General features: G+C 71.1%; 17 protein-coding genes and 1 pseudogene. 7 read left to right on the top strand and 11 right to left on the bottom strand.

All coding sequences use genetic code 11. The features are described 5' to 3' along the window. Positions 1 to 63 precede the first annotated feature (63 nt). Positions 64 to 960, top strand: a complete 897-nt coding sequence (locus ACF062_RS11235) for a LysR substrate-binding domain-containing protein (protein WP_392137469.1) — start codon at positions 64 to 66, stop codon at positions 958 to 960. A 100-nt stretch (positions 961 to 1,060) separates the two neighbouring features. Here ACF062_RS11235 and ACF062_RS11230 read toward each other — a convergent pair whose 3' ends face one another. Genes ACF062_RS11230 through ACF062_RS11210 form a run of 5 tightly spaced genes read right to left on the bottom strand, consistent with a single transcriptional unit; the run spans position 1,061 to position 4,671 of the window. Further along, positions 1,061 to 1,312, bottom strand: coding sequence for a Rieske 2Fe-2S domain-containing protein (locus ACF062_RS11230; protein WP_223777977.1), 252 nt, complete (start codon positions 1,310 to 1,312; stop codon positions 1,061 to 1,063). Next, a complete protein-coding gene (locus ACF062_RS11225; protein WP_356579083.1) occupies positions 1,313 to 2,152 on the bottom strand; it encodes an iron-containing redox enzyme family protein in 840 nt (279 codons plus the stop codon). Between the two features lie 39 nt (positions 2,153 to 2,191). Then, on the bottom strand, positions 2,192 to 3,028 hold the full coding sequence (locus ACF062_RS11220) for a dihydrodipicolinate synthase family protein (RefSeq protein WP_392137468.1): 837 nt from the start codon (positions 3,026 to 3,028) through the stop codon (positions 2,192 to 2,194). Beyond that, positions 3,015 to 3,527, bottom strand: coding sequence for a DUF6190 family protein (locus tag ACF062_RS11215; RefSeq protein ID WP_392137467.1), 513 nt, complete (start codon positions 3,525 to 3,527; stop codon positions 3,015 to 3,017). The genes ACF062_RS11220 and ACF062_RS11215 overlap by 14 nt, the downstream gene beginning before the upstream one ends. Then, positions 3,517 to 4,671: a pyridoxal phosphate-dependent aminotransferase gene (locus ACF062_RS11210; protein WP_392137466.1), complete on the bottom strand. Its 1,155-nt coding sequence runs from the start codon at positions 4,669 to 4,671 to the stop codon at positions 3,517 to 3,519. Before ACF062_RS11210 ends, ACF062_RS11215 begins: the two co-directional genes overlap by 11 nt. A gap of 289 nt (positions 4,672 to 4,960) precedes the next feature. Between ACF062_RS11210 and ACF062_RS11205 the strand changes: the two genes are divergently transcribed. From ACF062_RS11205 to ACF062_RS11185, 5 genes are all read left to right on the top strand, one after another. Beyond that, on the top strand, positions 4,961 to 5,629 hold the full coding sequence (locus tag ACF062_RS11205) for a GntR family transcriptional regulator (RefSeq protein ID WP_392137465.1): 669 nt from the start codon (positions 4,961 to 4,963) through the stop codon (positions 5,627 to 5,629). 5 nt (positions 5,630 to 5,634) lie between these two features. After that, entirely contained in the window at positions 5,635 to 6,372 is a 738-nt protein-coding gene (locus ACF062_RS11200; RefSeq protein WP_392137464.1) for a DsbA family protein, read from the top strand. Positions 6,373 to 6,570: 198 nt separating this feature from the next. Next, entirely contained in the window at positions 6,571 to 9,261 is a 2,691-nt protein-coding gene (gene aceE / locus ACF062_RS11195; protein ID WP_392137463.1) for a pyruvate dehydrogenase (acetyl-transferring), homodimeric type, read from the top strand. Positions 9,262 to 9,263: 2 nt separating this feature from the next. After that, entirely contained in the window at positions 9,264 to 10,715 is a 1,452-nt protein-coding gene (locus ACF062_RS11190) for a 2-oxo acid dehydrogenase subunit E2 (protein WP_392137462.1), read from the top strand. Positions 10,716 to 10,961: 246 nt separating this feature from the next. Continuing rightward, a complete protein-coding gene (locus ACF062_RS11185) occupies positions 10,962 to 12,785 on the top strand; it encodes an AMP-dependent synthetase/ligase (RefSeq protein WP_392137461.1) in 1,824 nt (607 codons plus the stop codon). A gap of 355 nt (positions 12,786 to 13,140) precedes the next feature. On the opposite strand, the gene ACF062_RS11180 is transcribed toward ACF062_RS11185, so the two are convergent. The 6 genes and pseudogenes from ACF062_RS11180 to pqqA form a co-directional block, all read right to left on the bottom strand. Next, the gene (locus ACF062_RS11180) at positions 13,141 to 14,247 is read right to left on the bottom strand and encodes a PQQ-dependent sugar dehydrogenase (RefSeq protein ID WP_392137460.1); all 1,107 of its coding nucleotides are present in this window, start codon (positions 14,245 to 14,247) and stop codon (positions 13,141 to 13,143) included. Positions 14,248 to 14,307: 60 nt separating this feature from the next. After that, positions 14,308 to 15,432 carry a pyrroloquinoline quinone biosynthesis protein PqqE gene (gene pqqE / locus ACF062_RS11175; RefSeq protein WP_392137459.1) on the bottom strand — a complete coding sequence of 375 codons (1,125 nt, stop codon included), beginning with the start codon at positions 15,430 to 15,432 and terminating at the stop codon, positions 14,308 to 14,310. Continuing rightward, entirely contained in the window at positions 15,429 to 15,719 is a 291-nt protein-coding gene (pqqD, locus tag ACF062_RS11170; RefSeq protein WP_392137458.1) for a pyrroloquinoline quinone biosynthesis peptide chaperone PqqD, read from the bottom strand. Before pqqD ends, pqqE begins: the two co-directional genes overlap by 4 nt. Continuing rightward, positions 15,716 to 16,438: a pyrroloquinoline-quinone synthase PqqC gene (gene pqqC / locus ACF062_RS11165; protein WP_392137457.1), complete on the bottom strand. Its 723-nt coding sequence runs from the start codon at positions 16,436 to 16,438 to the stop codon at positions 15,716 to 15,718. The genes pqqD and pqqC overlap by 4 nt, the downstream gene beginning before the upstream one ends. Beyond that, on the bottom strand, positions 16,435 to 17,382 hold the full coding sequence (gene pqqB, locus ACF062_RS11160; protein WP_392137456.1) for a pyrroloquinoline quinone biosynthesis protein PqqB: 948 nt from the start codon (positions 17,380 to 17,382) through the stop codon (positions 16,435 to 16,437). The genes pqqC and pqqB overlap by 4 nt, the downstream gene beginning before the upstream one ends. A gap of 10 nt (positions 17,383 to 17,392) precedes the next feature. Further along, positions 17,393 to 17,470, bottom strand: a pseudogene (gene pqqA, locus ACF062_RS11155) (pyrroloquinoline quinone precursor peptide PqqA); the annotation flags it as partial. Between the two features lie 473 nt (positions 17,471 to 17,943). On the opposite strand from pqqA, the gene ACF062_RS11150 reads away from it, so the two are divergent. Continuing rightward, complete coding sequence (locus ACF062_RS11150) at positions 17,944 to 18,735, top strand: aldo/keto reductase (protein ID WP_392137714.1); 792 nt, start codon at positions 17,944 to 17,946, stop codon at positions 18,733 to 18,735. Positions 18,736 to 18,775: the final 40 nt, after the last annotated feature.

Below are 18,775 nucleotides of genomic sequence, written 5' to 3'. Positions count from 1 at the left end.
GGAATCCGGTACACCGCTCTCACTGTCATCACGGATCGCGATGAGCGGTACTACGCTGGTGGCGTGTACGACCCTTCGCAGCTCCGCACCTTCCTCGCGGTGGCCCAGACGCTCAGCTTCACGCAGGCCGCCCGGCGTCTCGGCCTGCGCCAGTCGACGGTGAGCCAGCACGTGCGCCGCCTGGAGGACGCCACCGGGCGGCCGCTGTTCACCCGGGACACCCACACCGTCGAGCTGACCGAGGACGGCGAGGCGATGCTCGGCTTCGCCCGGCGGATTCTGGCGGTGCACGAGCAGGCGGCGGCGTTCTTCACCCGGACGCGGCTCGGCGGGCGGCTGCGGTTCGGGGCGTCGGAGGACTTCGTCCTGACCCGGCTCACCGACATCCTCGAGTCCTTCCGGCACGACCACCCGGACGTCGACCTGGAGCTGACCGTCGAGCTCTCCGGCACGCTCCACGAGCGGCTGGACGCGGGCAAGCTCGACCTGGTGCTCGCCAAGCGGCGCCCGGAGGACCCGCGCGGCGAACTGGTCCGCCACGACCAGCTGGTGTGGATCGGCTCCGAGCGGCTGCGCCTGGACCCCGAACGCCCGGTGCCGCTGATCGTCTATCCGCCGCCGGGCATCACCCGCGCCCTCGCCTTCGAGGCGCTGGAGCGGCGCGGCCGTGCCTGGCGGGTGGCATGCACCAGCGGCAGCCTCAACGGCCTGGTGGCGGCGGCCCGCGCGGGCCTCGGCGTGATGGCGCACTCGCGCGGGCTGATCCCGCCGGGCCTGGTCCGCGTCCCCGACCGGGCGGGCCTGCCGGAGCTCGGCTCGGTCGACTTCGTCCTGCTGCACGGCGAGCGGCGCGACGCCGAGCAGGGCGCGCCGGGCGCCGCGGACGCGCTGGCGGCGGCGATCCTGGCGGGCGGGGACCGGCTGCGGCGCGACGCTGACGCAGCGGTCGCGGGCAGGTGAGTTCCTTGCGGCGGCGCAGGAGCGGCGCCTGCTCGATGTGCCGGGCGGCGGGTTCCGGGGCGGCTGCCCGGAACCCGCCGCCCTGTTGCAGCCGTAGGGGTCAGCCGGCGGGTGGGGTGGTCTCCCGGGTGCACAGGCGCCGGTCGGTGGGCCCGGTGATCGCCTCGCCCGTCTCCAGCGAGAAGCTGGAGTGGTGCAGGGGGCAGGTGATCCGCAGCCGCGCGGCGTTCACATAGCCGTGGGCGAGGAAGCCCTTGCGGTGCGGGCAGGCCGCGTCCACCTCGAACTCCCGCCCCCCGACCCGCACCCGGAGCTTGTCATCGCCCACCTGCTCGATGGTGGCGTCGTCCACTCAGGCCGCCTTGAGCGCGGAGGCGACCGCCGCCTCGGTGGCGCCGCCGATGACCTCACTGGCCATCTTGAACCCGGCCCATACCTTCACCGGGTGCAGGTCGGCCTCGGCGTCGAACTCCCTGATGGCGACCTGGAGTTCCTTGGCGTGGAAGTGATCGATGTGCAGGTGCTCGGTGTAGTAGCGGGCGCCCTTGAGGCCGAGCCGCTGCGCCGCCGCGGCGAAGCACTTGAAGGCGTAGAGGATGCTGGACTCCAGGTAGCAGAGCGTGCCGAGGAAGTACTCGGGGCGCGGGGCCCGGGCCGCCGCCCAGAAGAACGTGTTGACGTACGCGTACGTCTCCTCGTTCGTGCGGTCGAGATAGTCCTCGACCTCCAGGGACATGCCCAGTTCGGTCATCAGGTCGCGGTAGATGTTGAAGTGCGCCTGGTCGAGGTTGCCGCAGCCGAACTCGTCGATGAGGACCCGGAACACGGCCATCTTGGCCTTCTTCGGGAGCCGCCAGACGATCGGCAGGAACGACTCGGACTCGGTCAGGCCGTCCACCGCGAACTGCGCGACGACCTCCTTGAACTGTTCGAGGTCCAGGTCCTCGGCCATGACGCGCTCGAACTCCGGCGGGTCGGCCTCCTCGGCCTTCAGCAGTTCCTTCATCTGCCGGCCGAGGGCGGCGCGGTCCGGCAGGTCCGGTGCCGCGGCCTCGATCTCGCGGACCCGGGAGGCGATCAGCCGCTCTTCGAGGTCGTGCAGTTCACGCAGCTCCTCGGGGCTGGGGATGGTGCGGTTGAGGACGAACAGGCGGCTGCCCGCGGTGCGTTCCGCGGTGGCGTTCGCTGTCACTGGGGCGCTCCTTCGCGCTTGGCGGGGGTGGGGGCGAGGTCAGCCGACGGCCAGCGCCGTGCTGATGACGCCGCGCCGGGCCAGCTCGGTCTTTACGTGCAGGTACCAGTCGTCCGCCAACAGGCCGTACTGCTCGGACAGTTCGTCGACCCGCTCCTGGGAGAGGCGGGAGAAGGACGTCACGGCCTCGTCGCAGGTGTCGGGTTCGAGGTTGGCCAGTGGGCCGACGAAGCCCTGCACGCCGGGTACGTCGGCGATCTGGTGCTCCCAGCCCTGGAACACCGGCACCGGCACCTCGCCGGCCAGCAGCTCCTTGGTGAACTGGGCGTCACCGCTGGACTCCTTGACGCCGATGACGCCCGGCAGCGCGCACACCTCGCGCAGCGCGGTCACGTCCAGGTCCATCTTGGAAACCGCGTTCTCGTGGTAGACGAAGACCGGCAGCGGGCTCTTGTCGACGATCTCCCGGAAGTGCTCGACGAGCGTGGGGCGCGGCGTGTCGGCGGCCGGGAACGGCGGCGGTACGACGATGGCGTCGGCGCCCAGGGCCTCGGCGAGGGCGGCCCGCGCCAGGATGCCGGCGGGTCGGCCGACCTCCACGCCGGCGAGGACCGGGGCGCCGTCGGCGTGCTCGACGGTCAGGTGCACGATGTCGATCCACTGCTTGAGGGAGAGCTTCCAGCCCTCCCCGGTGCTGAGCGCCGGCATGTACCCCGCGACCCGGCCCCGCAGGCTGTCCATCAGCCGGGCGACGCTCCGCTCGCACACCTTGTGCCGCGCGTCGACGGGGGTCACGAGCGGCACGACGACGCCGCGCAGCCGCTTCAGCTCCTCCACGGCGGCGTACCGGTTCCCGGGTGCTTCAGACGGCGGCATGGTCGACCTCCAGGGTCAGGGATGTGCGGTACAGGCCGTCGAGTACGTCGTCGGCGTCGGTGAAGCGCACGGCTCCGTCCGCGGGTCGCGGGGTGCGCACCGGGAGTCCGTCCGCGGCGAGCGCCGTGAGGCGGGGGTTGACGGTGACCAGTTCGCTCTCGGTGGCCAGGACGGACGCCAGCAGCATCCGCTCGCGCGGGGCGAGGGTGCCGGCGCGGGCCGGCAGCCGGTCCTGCGCCGCCCAGTCGGCGGCGGTGTAGGCGCGCCGCCGGATCGGCATGAGGGAGTGCAGCACGTCCATGAAAGGGTAGTAGACGTCCTGCTCGTGGCGTGAGTGACTCCACACCAGGTCGTCGCACCGGCCGACTTCCTCGTACGTCATCACGACCGGCCGGTGGAGGTGTTCGGCGAAGAAGGCGGCGCAGGCGGCGCGCACGGCCGGATCGGCGCTGTGCATCCCCATGAACAGGGACGCGTCCACGTAGACGTCACGCGGCATAGCTGTCCACCGCCTCGCGCAGGCGGGTGAGGGAGTCCGCGAACTCCTGGGGGTCGCGGGCGAGCGCGATGCGGACGTAGGCCTCGCCGCGCTCCGGCTCGTTCCAGTAGAAGTACGTGCCGGGCAGCACGTAGACCTCGTACTCGATGAGGTGGGCCTGGAGTTCGGTCGCCTTGATCCGGTCGTCGGTGATCCGGAACCAGGCGACGCTGACGTTGACCGCGGGGTCGAGGTGTTCGAGGAGGCTGCCCTCCAGGGTCTTGAGGGCGGTCTCGCGGTTGCGGGTGATGACGTCGCGGACCGAGGCCATGCCGTCCTCGATGGAGTCCTCGACGTAGCGGGCGAGGAAGTTGAGGACGAACGGCGAGACGTCGAGCAGGACGCTGGTGTGGATGTTGTAGACGTCCTCGTACAGGTCGCGGCTGCACGTGAGCAGGGCGCACTTGGCGTCCTGGAGCGGCCAGGTCTTCCCGGTGTCCTCCAGGGCGATGTAGCGCACCCCGGAGGTGTCGAGGAGTTCGTAGAGGTCGAACCGGCCGAAGCGCGGGTCGGCGAGGGCGAAGGCGGCGAAGCAGAGGTCGACGACAAGGAGTTTGTCGTGGTCGACGCAGTAGCGGACGACTTCCTCGAAACCCTTGCGGCCGTGACTGAGCAGCGAGAAGCCGGTGGGGTTGTTGGGGTCCACGAGGAAGAGCGCGTCGGTGGTGACGGACTCGGCGAGGCGGTCGTAGATGCGGTCGGCGTCGTGCAGGGCGTCCTCGGGGACCGGCACCGGGCGGACGCCGACGTTGCGCAGGACGTCGGGGAGGTTGTCGAAGCAGGGCTCGACGAGGCTGACGCTGATGTCGTTGCGCCGCAGGTACATGCCCGCGACGAGCGTGGAGATGGAAGCCGCGTAGGAGAGCATCGTCGTCTCCGCGCGCACGCTGTTCTGGCCGTGCAGCCGGAAGAAGACCTCCTTGAAACGGTCTTCCAGGTCCGCCTGGCGCGTCTCCTCGGCTTCGTACCAGAGGGCGGGCAGGGCCGACACGATCTCGCGCTGGCCCGGGGACTGCTGCTGGTGGGTGTGGGCGTCGGCGAGGTTGAACCGGGTCTTCAGTGCCTGGATCTCGTGCTGGGTGAGGTCGAGAAGCTGCTCGGTCACAGGAGTCCTTGGGGAAAGAGGGCGACGCGCGAGGACCGGGGCATGCCCGCACGGCACGGCGGCTGGGCCCGTTCGGCGCGTCGGCGCCGGGAAGAAGGGTGGAGATCTGCTCGGAAACGCGCGTCATCGCGGAGAGCGGCCGGGCCCGCACCCGGCTGGGCCGCAACAGGGTTTGCCTCTGAGGGTTTTGAACCTGGTGCGGCGTGACCACCGTGACGTACGTTAGACGATGATCGATCATCGCTCAACCCTTCCGGGCCGCCGCCCGCCCGTTCCGACCGGAGTCCCCATGTCAGGTGAGAGAGTCACCGAAGTCTCGGCGTTCGCCGCCTCGTTGAAGCGCGTCCCATTGAGCGAGCAGGTGCGGCGCGCCCTCCTCGACGGACTGCTGAACGGCCGCTGGCGCCCCGGCGACCGCATCATCGAGCGGCACATCGCCCAGGAACTCGACGTCAGCCACGGCCCCGTGCGCGAGGCGCTGCGCGACCTCCAGGCCATGCAGCTCGTGGACATGATCCCCAACAAGGGTGTACGAGTACGGGAGTTGACCCCGGACTACCTGCCCGCGGTCTATCCGGTGCGCGCCGCCCTGGAACGCCTCGCCGGCCAGTTGGCCGTACGCCGGCTCGCGGGGGACGTGTCGGAGCTGGAACCGCACCTGGAGCTGCTGCACCAAGCGGCGCGGGACGGGGACCCCGATCTCCAGATCCACTGCGCGGTCGAGTTCCACCGGGAGATCGTCCGGGCCGCGGGGAACGAGGTACTGCTGCGCAACTGGGAGTCCCTGGCCATCGAGCTGTGGACCCGCCTCTCCCTGAAGTGGCTGCGCACCGAACTGCACGAGAACGCCGAGGACCACATCGCCATCGTGGACGCCTTCCGGCGCCAGGACCCCTACGTCGGTCGCATGCTCGAACTGCACGTCCTGGACTACGCACACAAGCCGATAGGAACGTGAACGCCTTGACCACCACACCCGCCGCCCCCACCACACCGCACCCCCGTGAGCGGGTCGCGCCGCACACCATCACCGTGTTCTCCGACATCTGGTGCTCCTTCGCCCACGTGGCGCTGTACAGGCTGCACACCACGCGGGCCAGGCTCGGCCTGGAGAGCCGGGTCCGGTTCGACCACCGGGCCTTCCCCCTGGAGCTGTTCAACGACGGGCCGAGCCCGCGGCCGGGCACGGACTCCGAGGTCGGCGGGGTGGCGCACATCGAGCCCGACGCCGGCTGGCAGCTGTGGCGGGCGCCGGACTGGAAGTTCCCGTCCTCGTCGCTGCCGGCGCTCGAAGCCGTGCAACTGGCCAAGCGGCAGGGCCTGGAGGTCTCCGAACGGCTCGATCTCGCGCTGCGCCGGGCCTTCTGGGCCGAGAGCCGGTCCATCGGTGCCCGCTCGGTGGTCCTCGACGTGGCGCGGGAGACTCCGGGCGTCGACGCGTCGGCGATCGCCGAGGGTCTGGACGACGGGCGGGCGCGCCGCGTCATCACGAAGGACTTCGCGTGCGCCCGGGAGCACCAGGTCCAGTGCAGCCCGCATCTCTACCTGCCGGACGGCTCCGACCACGCCAACCCCGGGGTGACGGCCCGCTGGCACGGCAAGTACGGCACCGGCTTCCCCGAGGTGACGGGCAACGACCCCACGGTTTATGAGGAGTTGCTCCGCCGGGCCGCCGCCGGGGTCTCGCATCGTGAGAAATGATCGATCATCGCTCATTACTCGCCGGTAAGTGTTGACTGCATCTAACAACGGCTTCTAGGTTCTGAAAACGGAAACACGCTTCCGCATGACGAAAGCGGCGTCAGCGTCAGCCAGGGTGTGCGTCGCCGCCCTCGTACACCGGCCGGACCACCCGTATATCCGGCCCCGCTCACCCAGGAATGTGAAAGGGGATCATCCGTGTCCCAGCTCGACCAGCTTCCCGACAAAGACCCGTCCGAGGTCGCCGAGTGGCGTGAATCCCTCGACGCGGCAGCCGAGTTCGGGGGTCCGCAACGGGCCGCACAGCTTCTGCAGCGCGTGAACGAACACGCGCGGCGCACCGGCATCGACGTCCCGCCGTTCCTGGAGACGCCGTACATCAACACCATCCCCACCGCCGCCGAACCGGCCTACCCCGGCGACGAGGCGATGGAGGCCAGGATCACCGCCTGGAACCGCTGGAACGCGGCGGCGATGGTCACGCGCGGCAACCAGCGCGGAGGCCTCGGCGGGCACATGGCGACCTTCGCCTCGGCGGCCTGGCTGTACGAGGTTGGCTTCCAGCACTTCTTCCGCGGCAAGGAGGCCGACGGCTCCGGTGACCAGCTGTACGTCCAGGGTCACGCCTCCCCCGGCGTCTACGCCCGCGCGTTCCTCGAAGGGCGCCTGACCGAGGGGCAGTTGGACCGCTTCCGGCAGGAGGCGGGCGGTGACGGGCTGCCCTCCTACCCGCATCCGCGCCGCCTGCCCTGGCTGTGGGAGTTCCCGACGGTCTCCATGGGCCTCGGCCCGCTCTCCGCGATCTACCAGGCGCGCTTCAACCGCTACCTCACCAACCGCGGCATCAAGGACACCTCCGGCTCACACGTGTGGGCGTTCCTCGGCGACGGCGAGATGGACGAGCCAGAGTCGACGGCAGCCCTCGCCCTCGCCGCGCGCGAGAAGCTGGACAACCTCACCTTCGTCATCAACTGCAACCTCCAGCGCCTCGACGGCCCCGTGCGCGGCAACTACAAGATCGTCCAGGAGCTGGAGCGGCAGTTCCGCGCGGCCGGCTGGAACGTCGTCAAGTCCCTGTGGGGGCAGGCCTGGGACGAGCTGCTCGCCGACGACACCGAGGGCGCCCTGGTGCGCCACCTCGGGAGCGTCCCCGACGGGCAGTTCCAGACCTTCGCGGCGCGCGACGGCGCGTACATCCGCGAGCGGTTCCTCGGCGCGGACCCCGCGCTCGCCCCGCTCGCCGACCGGCTGAGCGACGCACGCCTCCAGGAGATCGTCGGCACCTCGCGGGCCGGTCACGAACCGCGCAAGGTGTACGCCGCCTACCGCGCCGCCCTGGAACACAAGGGCGCGCCCACGGTCGTCCTGGTCCAGACGGTGAAGGGCTGGACGCTCGGCCCCGGCTTCGAGTCGCGCAACGCCAACCACCAGATGAAGAAGCTCTCGGGCAAGGAGTTCCGCGCCATGCGGGACCTGCTCGAACTGCCCATCCCCGACAAGGCGTTGGACGACTCCCTGGTGCCGTACTGGCACCCGGGGCCCGACTCCCCCGAGGCCCGCTACCTCAAGGAGCGCCGCGCCGCCCTCGGCGGTCCCGCCCCCGCGCGCAAGGTCGTCCCCAAGCCGCTGCCGCTGCCGTCCGCGAAGCCCTTCGACGCGCTGAAGAAGGGTTCGGGCAGCCAGGAGATCGCCACCACCATGGCGTTCGTCCGGCTGGTGAAGGAGCTGATGCGGGACAAGGAGACCGGCGGGCGCTGGGTCCCCGTCGTCCCCGACGAGGCCCGCACCTTCGGCATGGAGTCGCTGTTCCCCTCGGCCGGCATCTACTCGCCGGTGGGCCAGACCTACGACCCCGTCGACCGCGACCAGCTCCTCTACTACAAGGAGTCCAAGGACGGGCAGATCCTCAACGAGGGCATCACGGAGGCCGGTTCGCTGGCCTCGCTGACGGCAGCGGCCACGTCGTACGCGACGCACGCCGAGCCGATGATCCCCTTCTACATCTTCTACTCGATGTTCGGCTGGCAGCGGACGGCCGACCAGTTCTGGGCGCTCGCCGACCAGTTGGGCCGCGGCTTCGTCATCGGAGCGACGGCGGGCCGCACCACCATGACGGGCGAGGGCCTCCAGCACGCCGACGGGCACTCGCACCTGATCGCGTCCACCAACCCGGCCGCGGTCAGCTACGACCCCGCGTTCGCGTACGAGGTCGCCGTCATCGTCCGTGAGGGGCTGCGCCGCATGTACGGCCCCGACGCCGAGGACGTCTTCTACTACCTGACCGTCTACAACGAGACGAAGGTCCAGCCGCCCATGCCGTCCGGCGAGGGCGTGGAGGAAGGCATCCTGCGCGGCCTCTACCGCTACCAGGAGGCCGTCGACGCGGCCGCCGACAGCCCGCGCCTGCAACTTCTGGCCTCCGGCACCGCCGTCCACTGGACTCTGGAGGCCCAACGGCTCCTGCGCGAGGACTGGGGTGTCGCCGCCGACGTGTGGTCCGCCCCGTCCTGGACGGAGCTGCGGCGCGAGGCGCTCGACGCGGAGGCGGAGAACCTCCGCGCGGCCACGGCGGGCGAGGGCGCGGGCGCCGGGGGCGGCCGTGTCCCCTACGTCACGCGTGCGCTGGCCGGTGCTCCGGGGCCGGTGGTCGCCGTCAGCGACTGGATGCGTGCGGTGCCGGATCAGATCAGCCCCTGGGTGGAACAGGAGTGGACGTCCATCGGGACCGACGGCTTCGGCCTCTCCGACAGCCGGGAGAACGTCCGCCGCCACTTCGGTGTGGACGCTCCCTCGATCGTGGTCGCCGTCCTCGCGACGCTCGCCAGGCGCGGCGAGGTCAAGCAGGAGACGGTACGTCAGGCCGCGGCGCGTTACGGGGTGGAGGCGTGAGCATGTCCGAGTCCAGGCCCGACGAGGTCATCACGTTGCCCGCGCTCGGTGAGTCCGTCACCGAGGGCACGGTCACCCGCTGGCTGAAGGAGGTCGGCGAGGAGGTCGCGGCCGACGAGCCCCTCCTGGAGGTCTCGACGGACAAGGTCGACACGGAGATTCCGTCGCCGGTGGCCGGGGTGCTGCTGGAGATCGTGGTCGGCGAGGACGAGACGGCGAAGGTGGGCGCGAAGCTGGCGGTGGTCGGCGCGCCGGGGGGTGCGGCGGGCTCTGCCGGGGCGGAGGGACCGGTGGCGGTTTCGGCTGGGGCTGCGGCGGCTTCGGCCGGGGCGGGCCCTGCGAGGGCGGCGGAGCCAGTGGCTCCGGTTGCCGCGCCCGCCGCCGCTGCGGCACCGGCGGCTCCGGCCGCGCCGACCGCCACGGCTTCGGCTCCCACCGCTGCGGCTCCGGAACCGGCTACCGCCGCGGCCCAGCCGTCGGTTTCCGCCACGCGGCCGGGCCTCACCGCTCCCGCCGCCCCGGCCCAGCAGTCGGCCCCGGCCGACGACGGCGCCTACGTGACCCCGCTGGTCCGTAAGCTCGCCTCCGAGAACGGCGTGAACCTCTCCGAGGTCACCGGCTCCGGTGTCGGCGGACGCATCCGCAAGCAGGACGTCATCGCCGCCGCCGAGGCCAAGAAGGCCGCCCCGGCACAGGACAGCGGTGCGACGCCAGTCCCAGAGGCGTCGCCGCTGCGCGGTCAGACGGTCAAGATGACCCGCATGCGCAAGGTCATCGGCGACAACATGATGAAGGCCCTGCACTCGCAGGCCCAGCTGACCTCGGTCGTCGAGGTCGACATCACCAAGCTGATGAAGCTGCGCGCCAAGGCCAAGGACGCCTTCGCCGCCCGCGAGGGCGTCAAGCTGTCCCCGATGCCGTTCTTCGTCAAGGCCGCCGCCCAGGCACTGAAGGCCCACCCGGTCATCAACGCCCGCATCAATGACGACGAAGGCACCATCACCTACTTCGACGCGGAGAACATCGGCATCGCCGTCGACGCCGAGAAGGGCCTGATGACCCCGGTCATCAAGGGCGCGGGCGACCTCAACATCGCCGGCATCTCCAAGAAGACCGCCGAGCTGGCCGGCAAGGCCCGCGGCGGCGGCCTCACCCCGGACGACATGTCGGGGGCCACCTTCACCATCTCCAACACCGGCTCCCGCGGCGCCCTGTTCGACACGGTCATCGTGCCGCCGAACCAGGCCGCCATCCTCGGCATCGGCGCCACCGTCAAGCGCCCGGTCGTCATCAACCACCCCGACCTCGGCGAGACCATCGCCGTACGGGACATGACGTACCTCTCGCTCTCCTACGACCACCGCCTGGTCGACGGAGCCGACGCCGCCCGCTACCTGACCGCCGTCAAGGCGATCCTGGAAGCCGGCGAGTTCGAGGCCGAGCTCGGCCTGTAGCGAAGGGCGGGACACGGGGCGGAGGCGGCCGCCGCATCTCTGCACGCCGCGTACAGATTCGGTGGAGATTACGCCACCGAAACTTACTCCAGCGTAAGTAGATCTGTCCGTCCCTTCCCTTTGTGGCCGTATTTCCACCGCCTGACCTGTGCCGATGGTCCGTACCACCGCGTTTCGGCCCCCTCCCGGGGGGCCGCGCCGTGGGGTACGGTCCAGGCGCTGTGCGGAGCGCCACAAGGAGCATCATTGCGCGAGTTCACGAACCCCCCGATGGCGTCGGCGCCACTGGTGGGCGGCCTTGCCGACGCCGTTTTCGACCATGCCCTCGACGACCCTGCTCACGTCGCCCTCGGCCGCAAGATCGACGGACGCTGGCACGACGTCACCTCGGCCGCGTTCCGCGACGAGGTGCTGGCGCTGGCGAAGGGCCTGATCGCGCAGGGCGTACGGTTCGGCGACCGCGTGGCCATCATGTCCCGCACCCGGTACGAGTGGACGCTCTTCGACTTCGCCCTGTGGACCATCGGCGCCCAGGTCGTGCCGGTCTACCCGACCTCCTCGGCCGAGCAGGTCTTCTGGATGCTGCACGACGCCCAGGTGTCCGCCGCGATGGTCGAGCACGAGGACCACGCGATGACCATCGGCTCGGTCATCGACCGGCTGCCGCAGCTGCGCCGGCTGTGGCAGCTGGACGCCGACGCGGTCGGTGAGCTGACCGGCGCGGGCCGGGACATCGACGACGAGGTGGTGCACCGCCACCGCCGCGCGGTGACCCCCGACTCGATCGCCACGATCATCTACACCTCGGGCACCACGGGCCGCCCCAAGGGCTGTCTGATCTCCCACGCGAACTTCATGTTCGAGGCGGATGTGATGGTCGGGCGCTGGGAGCCGGTCTTCCACTCCAAGCGCGGCGACGAGGCCACCACACTGCTGTTCCTGCCGCTGGCGCACGTCTTCGGCCGCATGGTGCAGGTCGCGGCGGTGCGCGGCCGGGTCAAGATGGGCCACCAGCCGAACCTCAACGCGGCGGCGCTGCTGCCCGACCTGGCCGCGTTCCGGCCCTCGTTCATCCTGGCCGTGCCGTACATCTTCGAGAAGGTCTTCAACGCGGCGCGGCGCAAGGCGGAGAAGGAGGGGAAGGCGGGCGCGTTCGACAAGGCCGTGGAGTGCGCGGTGCGGTACGCGGACGCGATGGAGGCCAAGGCGTTCGGGTCGGGCCCCGGGCCTTCGGCGGGGCTGCGCATGCAGCACCAGCTCTTCGAGAAGCTCGTCTACTCCAAGGTGCGCGACGCGATGGGCGGCCGGGTGCGGCACGCGATGTCGGGCGGCTCGGGCATGGACCGGCGGCTCGGCCTGTTCTTCGCGGGCGCGGGTGTGACGATCTACGAGGGGTACGGGCTGACCGAGTCGACGGCCGCCGCGACCGCCAACCCGCCCGAGCGCACCCGCTACGGCACGGTCGGCCAGGCCATCCCCGGCACCACCGTGCACATCGCGGAGGACGGCGAGGTCTGGCTGCGCGGCGACAACGTCTTCCAGGGCTATCTCAACAACCCGGCGGCCACCGAGGCGTCCCTGCGCGACGGCTGGCTGGCCACCGGCGACCTGGGCTCGCTCGACGAGGACGGCTACCTGACGATCACGGGCCGCAAGAAGGAGATCCTCGTGACCTCCGGCGGCAAGAGCGTCTCACCGGCCCAACTGGAGGAGCGTGTGCGTGACCATCCGCTGGTCGCGCAGTGCATCCTCGTGGGCAACGACCGGCCCTACATCGCGGCGCTCGTCACGCTGGACGCGGAGGCCGTGGAGCACTGGCTGACCATGCGCCGCAAGCCCCTGCTGCCCCCCGGTGAGCTGGTGCGCGACCCGGATCTGGAGACGGAGGTGCGCAGGGCCGTGGTCGCCGCGAACACCCTGGTCTCGCAGGCCGAGTCGATCCGTACGTTCCGGATACTGGCGCATCAGTTCAGCGAGGAGCACGGCCTGCTCACGCCCTCCCTGAAGTTGAAGCGCAAGGCGATCGAGACGGTGTACTCGGCGGAGGTCGAGGCGCTGTACCGCGGCTAGCGGACCCGCAGCGACGGCCCAGTTGGACGTTCCGTACGGGATCGCGGTGGACAGCGTCGGCAACCTCTACATCGCCGAGTACAACAACCACCGGGTCCGGAAGGTCACGCCCGACGGAAAGACCAGCACAGTCGCGACCTCTACATCTCCGACTGCGACAACCACCGGGTCCGGAAGGTCACGGCCGACGGAAAGATCAGCACGGTCGCGGGGAACGGGTCCGCTGGATCCCAAGGGGCGACTGCCAGTTCGAGCAGACGCAACTGGTGTGCCGCGGCTTTCGGCGGCCCGGGCGTCTACGTGGCCCGCAACCTCTTCCGCCACTTCAGGACCCGGTAATCCCGAAGGCAGCGTGCTAGCCGATCGGCACGCGGAGGATCTTGTCCGCGCCGTCGGGCTGCCCGCCGTTGGCGTCGGCGTTCGTGGTCGACAGCCACAGCGCGTTGGCGCCGGGCACTGTGGTGACGGAGCGCAGACGGCCGTACTCGCCGATGTAGTACGCCTTCGCGGCGCCCACGTTCTCGTTGTCGGCGTTGATCGGGATGCGCCACAGGCGTTTGCCCCGCAGCGCCGCCATGTAGACCGCGCCGTCGACGACGGCCACCCCGCTCGGCGAGGCCTCGGCGACGGTCCACGTCTTCTTGGGGTTGGTCATGCCGGCGACGTTGCAGGCACCCTCGCAGGTGGGCCAGCCATAGTTCCCGCCGGGCTTGATGAGGTTCAGCTCGTCCTGCCTGCTGTCCCCGAACTCCGCTTCCCAGAGCCGCCCCTGGGCATCAAAGGCGAGGCCCTGCGGGTTGCGGTGCCCCAGGCTGTACACGTAGTTGCCGAAGGGGTTGCCAGGGGCGGGCCTGCCGTCCTTCGTCAGGCGCAGGATCTTGCCGCTGAGGGAGTTCTTGTCCTGCGCGAGGGGCTTGTCCTGGGCGTCGCCGGTGGTGGCGTAGAGGTGGCCGTCGGGGCCGAAGGCGAGGCGGCCGCCGTTGTGGTACCGGTTCTTCTTGATCCCCTTGAGGAGCGGCTTGTAGCCGGTCAGGGACGTGCCGTCGTACGTCATGCGGGCGATGCGGTTGCCCTCGGCCGAGGTGTGCATCACATACACGTAGTGGTTGGTGTTCCAGTCGGGGTCGACCGCTATCCCCATCAGGCCGCCCTCCCCACCGGTGGTCTGCGACTCGGGTACGGTGCCCAGCAGTTGCTTGTCCTTGCCGTCCTTCGACAGGCGCCATACCCGGAAGTCGTCGCGCTCGGTGATCAGGGCCGCGGAACCGTCCGGCAGCCAGGACATGCCCCAGGGGACGGTCCAGCCGGTGGAGACGGTGGTGGGCCGGCCGGGTTCCCCGGCCGCGGCGGCCGGGGCGGGGCGGTCGGCCGGGGCCGAGTGGGCGGACGGTCCGGTGGCCAGGGTGAGCGAGGTCGCGGCGACGGCGCCCGCGGCTGCCAGGGCGGTGAGAGTTCTTGGCATGTTGCCGGTTCTCCATCTCTGCATCTGCGTGAGGGACGGGGGAAGTGGTGGCGCGGCAGGTCACCGCGCGTTGGTGCGGTAGGCGTACGCGGGCGGCTCGCCGTCACGGGCAGGGGCCGAGGAGGCGTCGTCCACCAGGGACCGGACGACGCCGTGGTCGGGCGAGCGGTGGCAGGCGGGGTCCGTGCGCGTGGCGTCACCGGTCAGGGCGTACGCCTGGCAGCGGCACCCCCCGAAGTCGAGGGTGCGCAGTTCGCAGCCGCGGCAGGGATCGTTCATCCACGCCTCGCCGCGGTAGCGGCCGAAGGCGTCCGACTCCCGCCAGATCCAGGCCAGTCGGTGGTCACGGACGTTCGGTGCGTCCCGGCCGAGGAGGTCCGCGGCGGCCGGGCAGGGCAGGACGGTGCCGTCGGGGGCGACGGTCAGCGAGACCGCGCCCCAGCCGCCCATGCAGGGCTTCGCGACGCCGTCGACGTAGTCGGGCGCCACCCACACGAGTTCCATGCGGCCCGCGAGCCGCTCGCGCCAGTGTTCGACGCGCTCGCGGGCGCGGGCGACCTGCGCGCGGGAGGGCAGCAGGGCGTCGCGGTTGCGCAGCGCCCAACCGTAGAACTGGGTGTTGGCGAGTTCGACGCGGTCGGCGCCCCAGGCCAGGGCGAGTTCCACGAGGGCGTCCAGCGCGTCGAGGTTGGCGCGGTGCAGTACGGCGTTGAGGCCGAGCGGCAGGCCCGCGGCCCGCACGAGCCGGGCCGCGCGTTCCTTCGCGGTGAACGCCCGGGCGCCCGCGATGCGCGCCGCGGCCCGCGGCTCTGCGTGCTGCACGGAGAGCTGGACGCTGCGCAGCCCGACGTCACGGAGGTGGCCGAGGCGCTCGCGGTGCAGGCCGACGCCGCTGGTCACGAGCTGTGTGTGGATGCCCGCGGAGTCGGCAGCGGCGACGATCTCCGCGAGGTCGCGGCGCAGCAGCGGTTCCCCGCCGGACAGATGGCTCTGCACGACGCCGAGGCCGGCCGCCTGGCTGAACACATCCGCCCATTCGTCGGTCGTCAACTCGGCGGTCCTGCCGGTGAGTTCCGTCGGGTTGGAGCAGTAGGCGCAGCGCAGGGGGCAGCCGTGGGTGAGTTCGGCGAGGAGGGCCCAGGGCGGATCGGGGTCGGAGACGGGAGCGGGGTCGGTGGCGTTCATCGCAGCCATCCCTCGGACCTCAGCCGGTCGAGGAACAGCGGCACTTCCTCGGCCACGGGTGCGTCGGGGTGGCGGCGTGCCAGCTCGGCGACGATGCCGGTGACGTCTCGCTCGCCGTCGCACAGGGCCACGATGGCTCCCGCGGCGCCCCGCAGTACGACGACGCGTTCGGGCAGCACCAGGAGGTCGACGCCGCGTACCCGGTCGTGCCGGAGCAGGACGGAGCGGACGAGCGCGGGGCGCCATGTGCGGCGTACCCCTTCGCGTACGCCGTCGGGGGCGGTCATGTGATGCCTCCCGGCCCGTGGTCGACGGCGTCGAGCAGTGACCAGAGGACGTCGCACTTGAACGCGAGGGCGGCGACCGCCCGTTCCTGTTCCTCGCGGGTGCGCGCCCACGCCAGGACGAGGCCGAGCGCCTCCTGCCCGTCGCGGCCGCCCTGACCGACGCGGGTGCGGAAGTAGGCGAGGCCGGCCGCGTCGACCCACGGGTAGTGCCGTTCGAAGGCGGCGATCCGGGTCCGCATCAGGTCGGGCGCGGAGAGCTCGGTGAGGGAGGCGGCGACTGCGTCGAGGGCGGGGCTGAGCCGGCAGAAGTTGACGTAGCCGTCGACGGCGAGCCGTACGCCGGGCAACACCTGTGACGCGTCGAGGAGTTGCCGCCGGTCGATCCCGGCGGCCTCGCCGAGCCGCAGCCAGCGTTCGATGCCGCCGGTGCCGTCCCGCTCCCCGTCGTGGTCCTGGATCCGGCGCAGCCAGCCGCGGCGGAGCGCGGGGTCGTCGAACTTGGCGAGGATCAGGGCGTCCTTGACGGGGATGTGCCGCTGGTAGTGGAACCGGTTGGTGATCCAGCGGCGCAGCTCCTCACGGGTGAGGGTGCCTTCGTGCATGCGTACGTTGAAGGGGTGCCGGTCGTGGTAGCGCGCGGCGGAGACGGCGCGCAGCCGGTCGGTGAGTTCGTCCGGGGTCCAGGGGGCCTCGTCCGTCAGGGTGGCCGTGGTCGTCACAGCTCGATCACCATCCCGTCGGCGGCGACTTCCAGCCCCCACCGGGCGAGGAGTCCGTGCTGCTCGGCGTGCGGGTCGCCGAGGGGGTTGGTGTTGTTGAGGTGGGTGTAGAGACAGCGGCCCGGCAGTTCGGCCAGGCGGTGTGCCGTTCCGGCGGGGCCCGCGACGGGGAGGTGGCCCATCGCGGTGGCGGTGCGGTCGGTGAATCCGGCGCGCACCGGTTCGTCGTCGTCCCAGAAGGTGCCGTCGACGATGACGCAGTCGGCGTCCCGGGCGGCCTTCTCGAAGGCCTCGCTCCAGACGGCGAGAGCCGGGGCGTAGAGCGCGGTGCGGCCGGTGGCGGTCTCGGTCAGGCACAGCGCGACCGACCAGGTGTCGGTCTCGGGCCCTGTCCCGGCGGCGTACCGCGGCCGCTTGGCCGAAACCGGTACGGCGGCGACGTGGATCCCGCCGCTCCCGTCCAGCGGCACTCCGGGGTCGGCGGTCAGCTCCCGCCACCGTACGGGCGTGTAGGGCTCCAGGAGCGCGTCGAGCCGGAGCCCTTCGCGCACCGCGTCGCGCACGGGCGCGGTCGCGATGACGTCGACGCCGTCGCGGGCCTCGCGGAGCCGGGCGAGGCCCAGGGTGTGGTCGAGTTCGGCGTCGGTCAGGACGACTCCGGCGACGGGGGTGCGCCGCGTGTCGGGGGCCTGACCGGCGGGGCCCGCACCGGAGCCCGTACCGGATCCCGCGCCGGGGTGCAGGTCCGGGGTTGCCTCGATCTGGTCGGCGAGGTCGGGGGTGGCGTTGACGAGGTACCAGCGGTCCTCGCCCGCGCGGACGGCGAGCGCGGCGTGCCGGCGGCGGCGTGCCGGGTGGGCGCGTGCCCCGGCGCAACCGGGGCACGCGCAGTTCCACTGGGGCAGTCCGCCGCCCGCCGCGGTGCCGAGCACCTGCAGCAGCATGGCGGCGGGTCTACCGGTCGGCGAGACGGTAGGCGGTGACTTCGAGCGCGGTGTCGACGACGGCGTAGTCGGGGCTGTGCCAGTCGGCGTGCGCGGGGGCGGGCCGGTCGGTGGCCCGGGGGGCGGGAGCGGCACGGTGCGGGAGCGTCGGCCGGGACTGTTCGGGCCGGATGGTGGGCATGATGGTGGACGCGGGCATGGACGTCGTGGGTGTAGGCATGGACATAGACATCGGCATGACGCCGCCTTTCCTGAAGAGGTGGGGTTTCAGGACGAGCCACGGAGCGCGGGGCCGGGACATGCTTGTAGCGTTCACATGAGTGTCCCGCGTTCAGTGTCGTGTCATAGCGTCTCGGCATGACGGGACACCGTCAATGGTCCGGACCGACTTGACCTCCGGGTCGCTTCGACATCCGGCCAATCGGCGGTCAAGATCGCGTCGCCCGGGTCAGGAATGCGGCACCGGTCCTGATCGTTGACCATGGGAGTACCACCCGACGACTTAAGGATCGAGAGCTCGTGAGCAAGGTCCCCCCGATCATCCTGAACAACGGCGTCGAGATGCCCCAGCTCGGTTTCGGTGTCTGGCAGGTGCCGGACGACGAGGCGGAGACGGCGGTCGCGACGGCCTTGGAGGCCGGGTACCGCAGTATCGACACCGCGGCGATCTACGGCAATGAAGAGGGCACGGGCAAGGCCATCGCCGCCTCCGGCGTGGCCCGCGAGGAGCTGTTCGTCACCACGAAGCTCTGGAACGGCGACCAGGGCTACGACTCGACGCTCCGCGCCTTCGACACCTCGCTGGAGAAGCTGGGTCTCGACTATGTCGACCTGTACCTGATCCACTGGCCGCTGCCCTCCAAGGACAGCTACGTGGACACCTACAAGGCGTTCGAGAAGATCCATGCCGATGGCCGCGCCAGGTCCATCGGTGTCTCGAACTTCCTGCCCGAGCACCTGGAGCGGCTGCTCGCCGAGACGTCGGTCATCCCCGCCGTCAACCAGATCGAGCTGCACCCGCACCTCCAGCAGCGCGTCTCCCGCGAGTACCACGCGGAGCAGGGCATCGCCACCGAGGCGTGGTCGCCGCTCGGCCAGGGCAAGGGGCTCCTGGAGGTCCCCGCGATCGTCGCGATCGCGCGCAAGCACGGCCGCACGCCCGCGCAGATCGTCCTGCGCTGGCACATCCAGCTGGGCAACGTCGTGATCCCCAAGTCCGTGACCCCGTCCCGGATCAAGGAGAACATCGACGTCTTCGACTTCGAGCTCGACCCCGAGGACATGGCGGCCATCTCCGCCCTGAACGAGGACCGTCGCATCGGCCCGGACCCGGCGACGTTCGACGTCGTGTAACCCTCTGGTCGCGTACGGCCCGTCCGCGCCGGCCCTTCGG

The organism is Streptomyces sp. NPDC015345 (assembly GCF_043078805.1).
Lineage (GTDB): Bacteria > Actinomycetota > Actinomycetes > Streptomycetales > Streptomycetaceae > Streptomyces.
The sequence above is the reverse complement of the archived record's forward strand: the minus strand, read 5'-3'. Positions and strand labels throughout refer to the sequence as shown.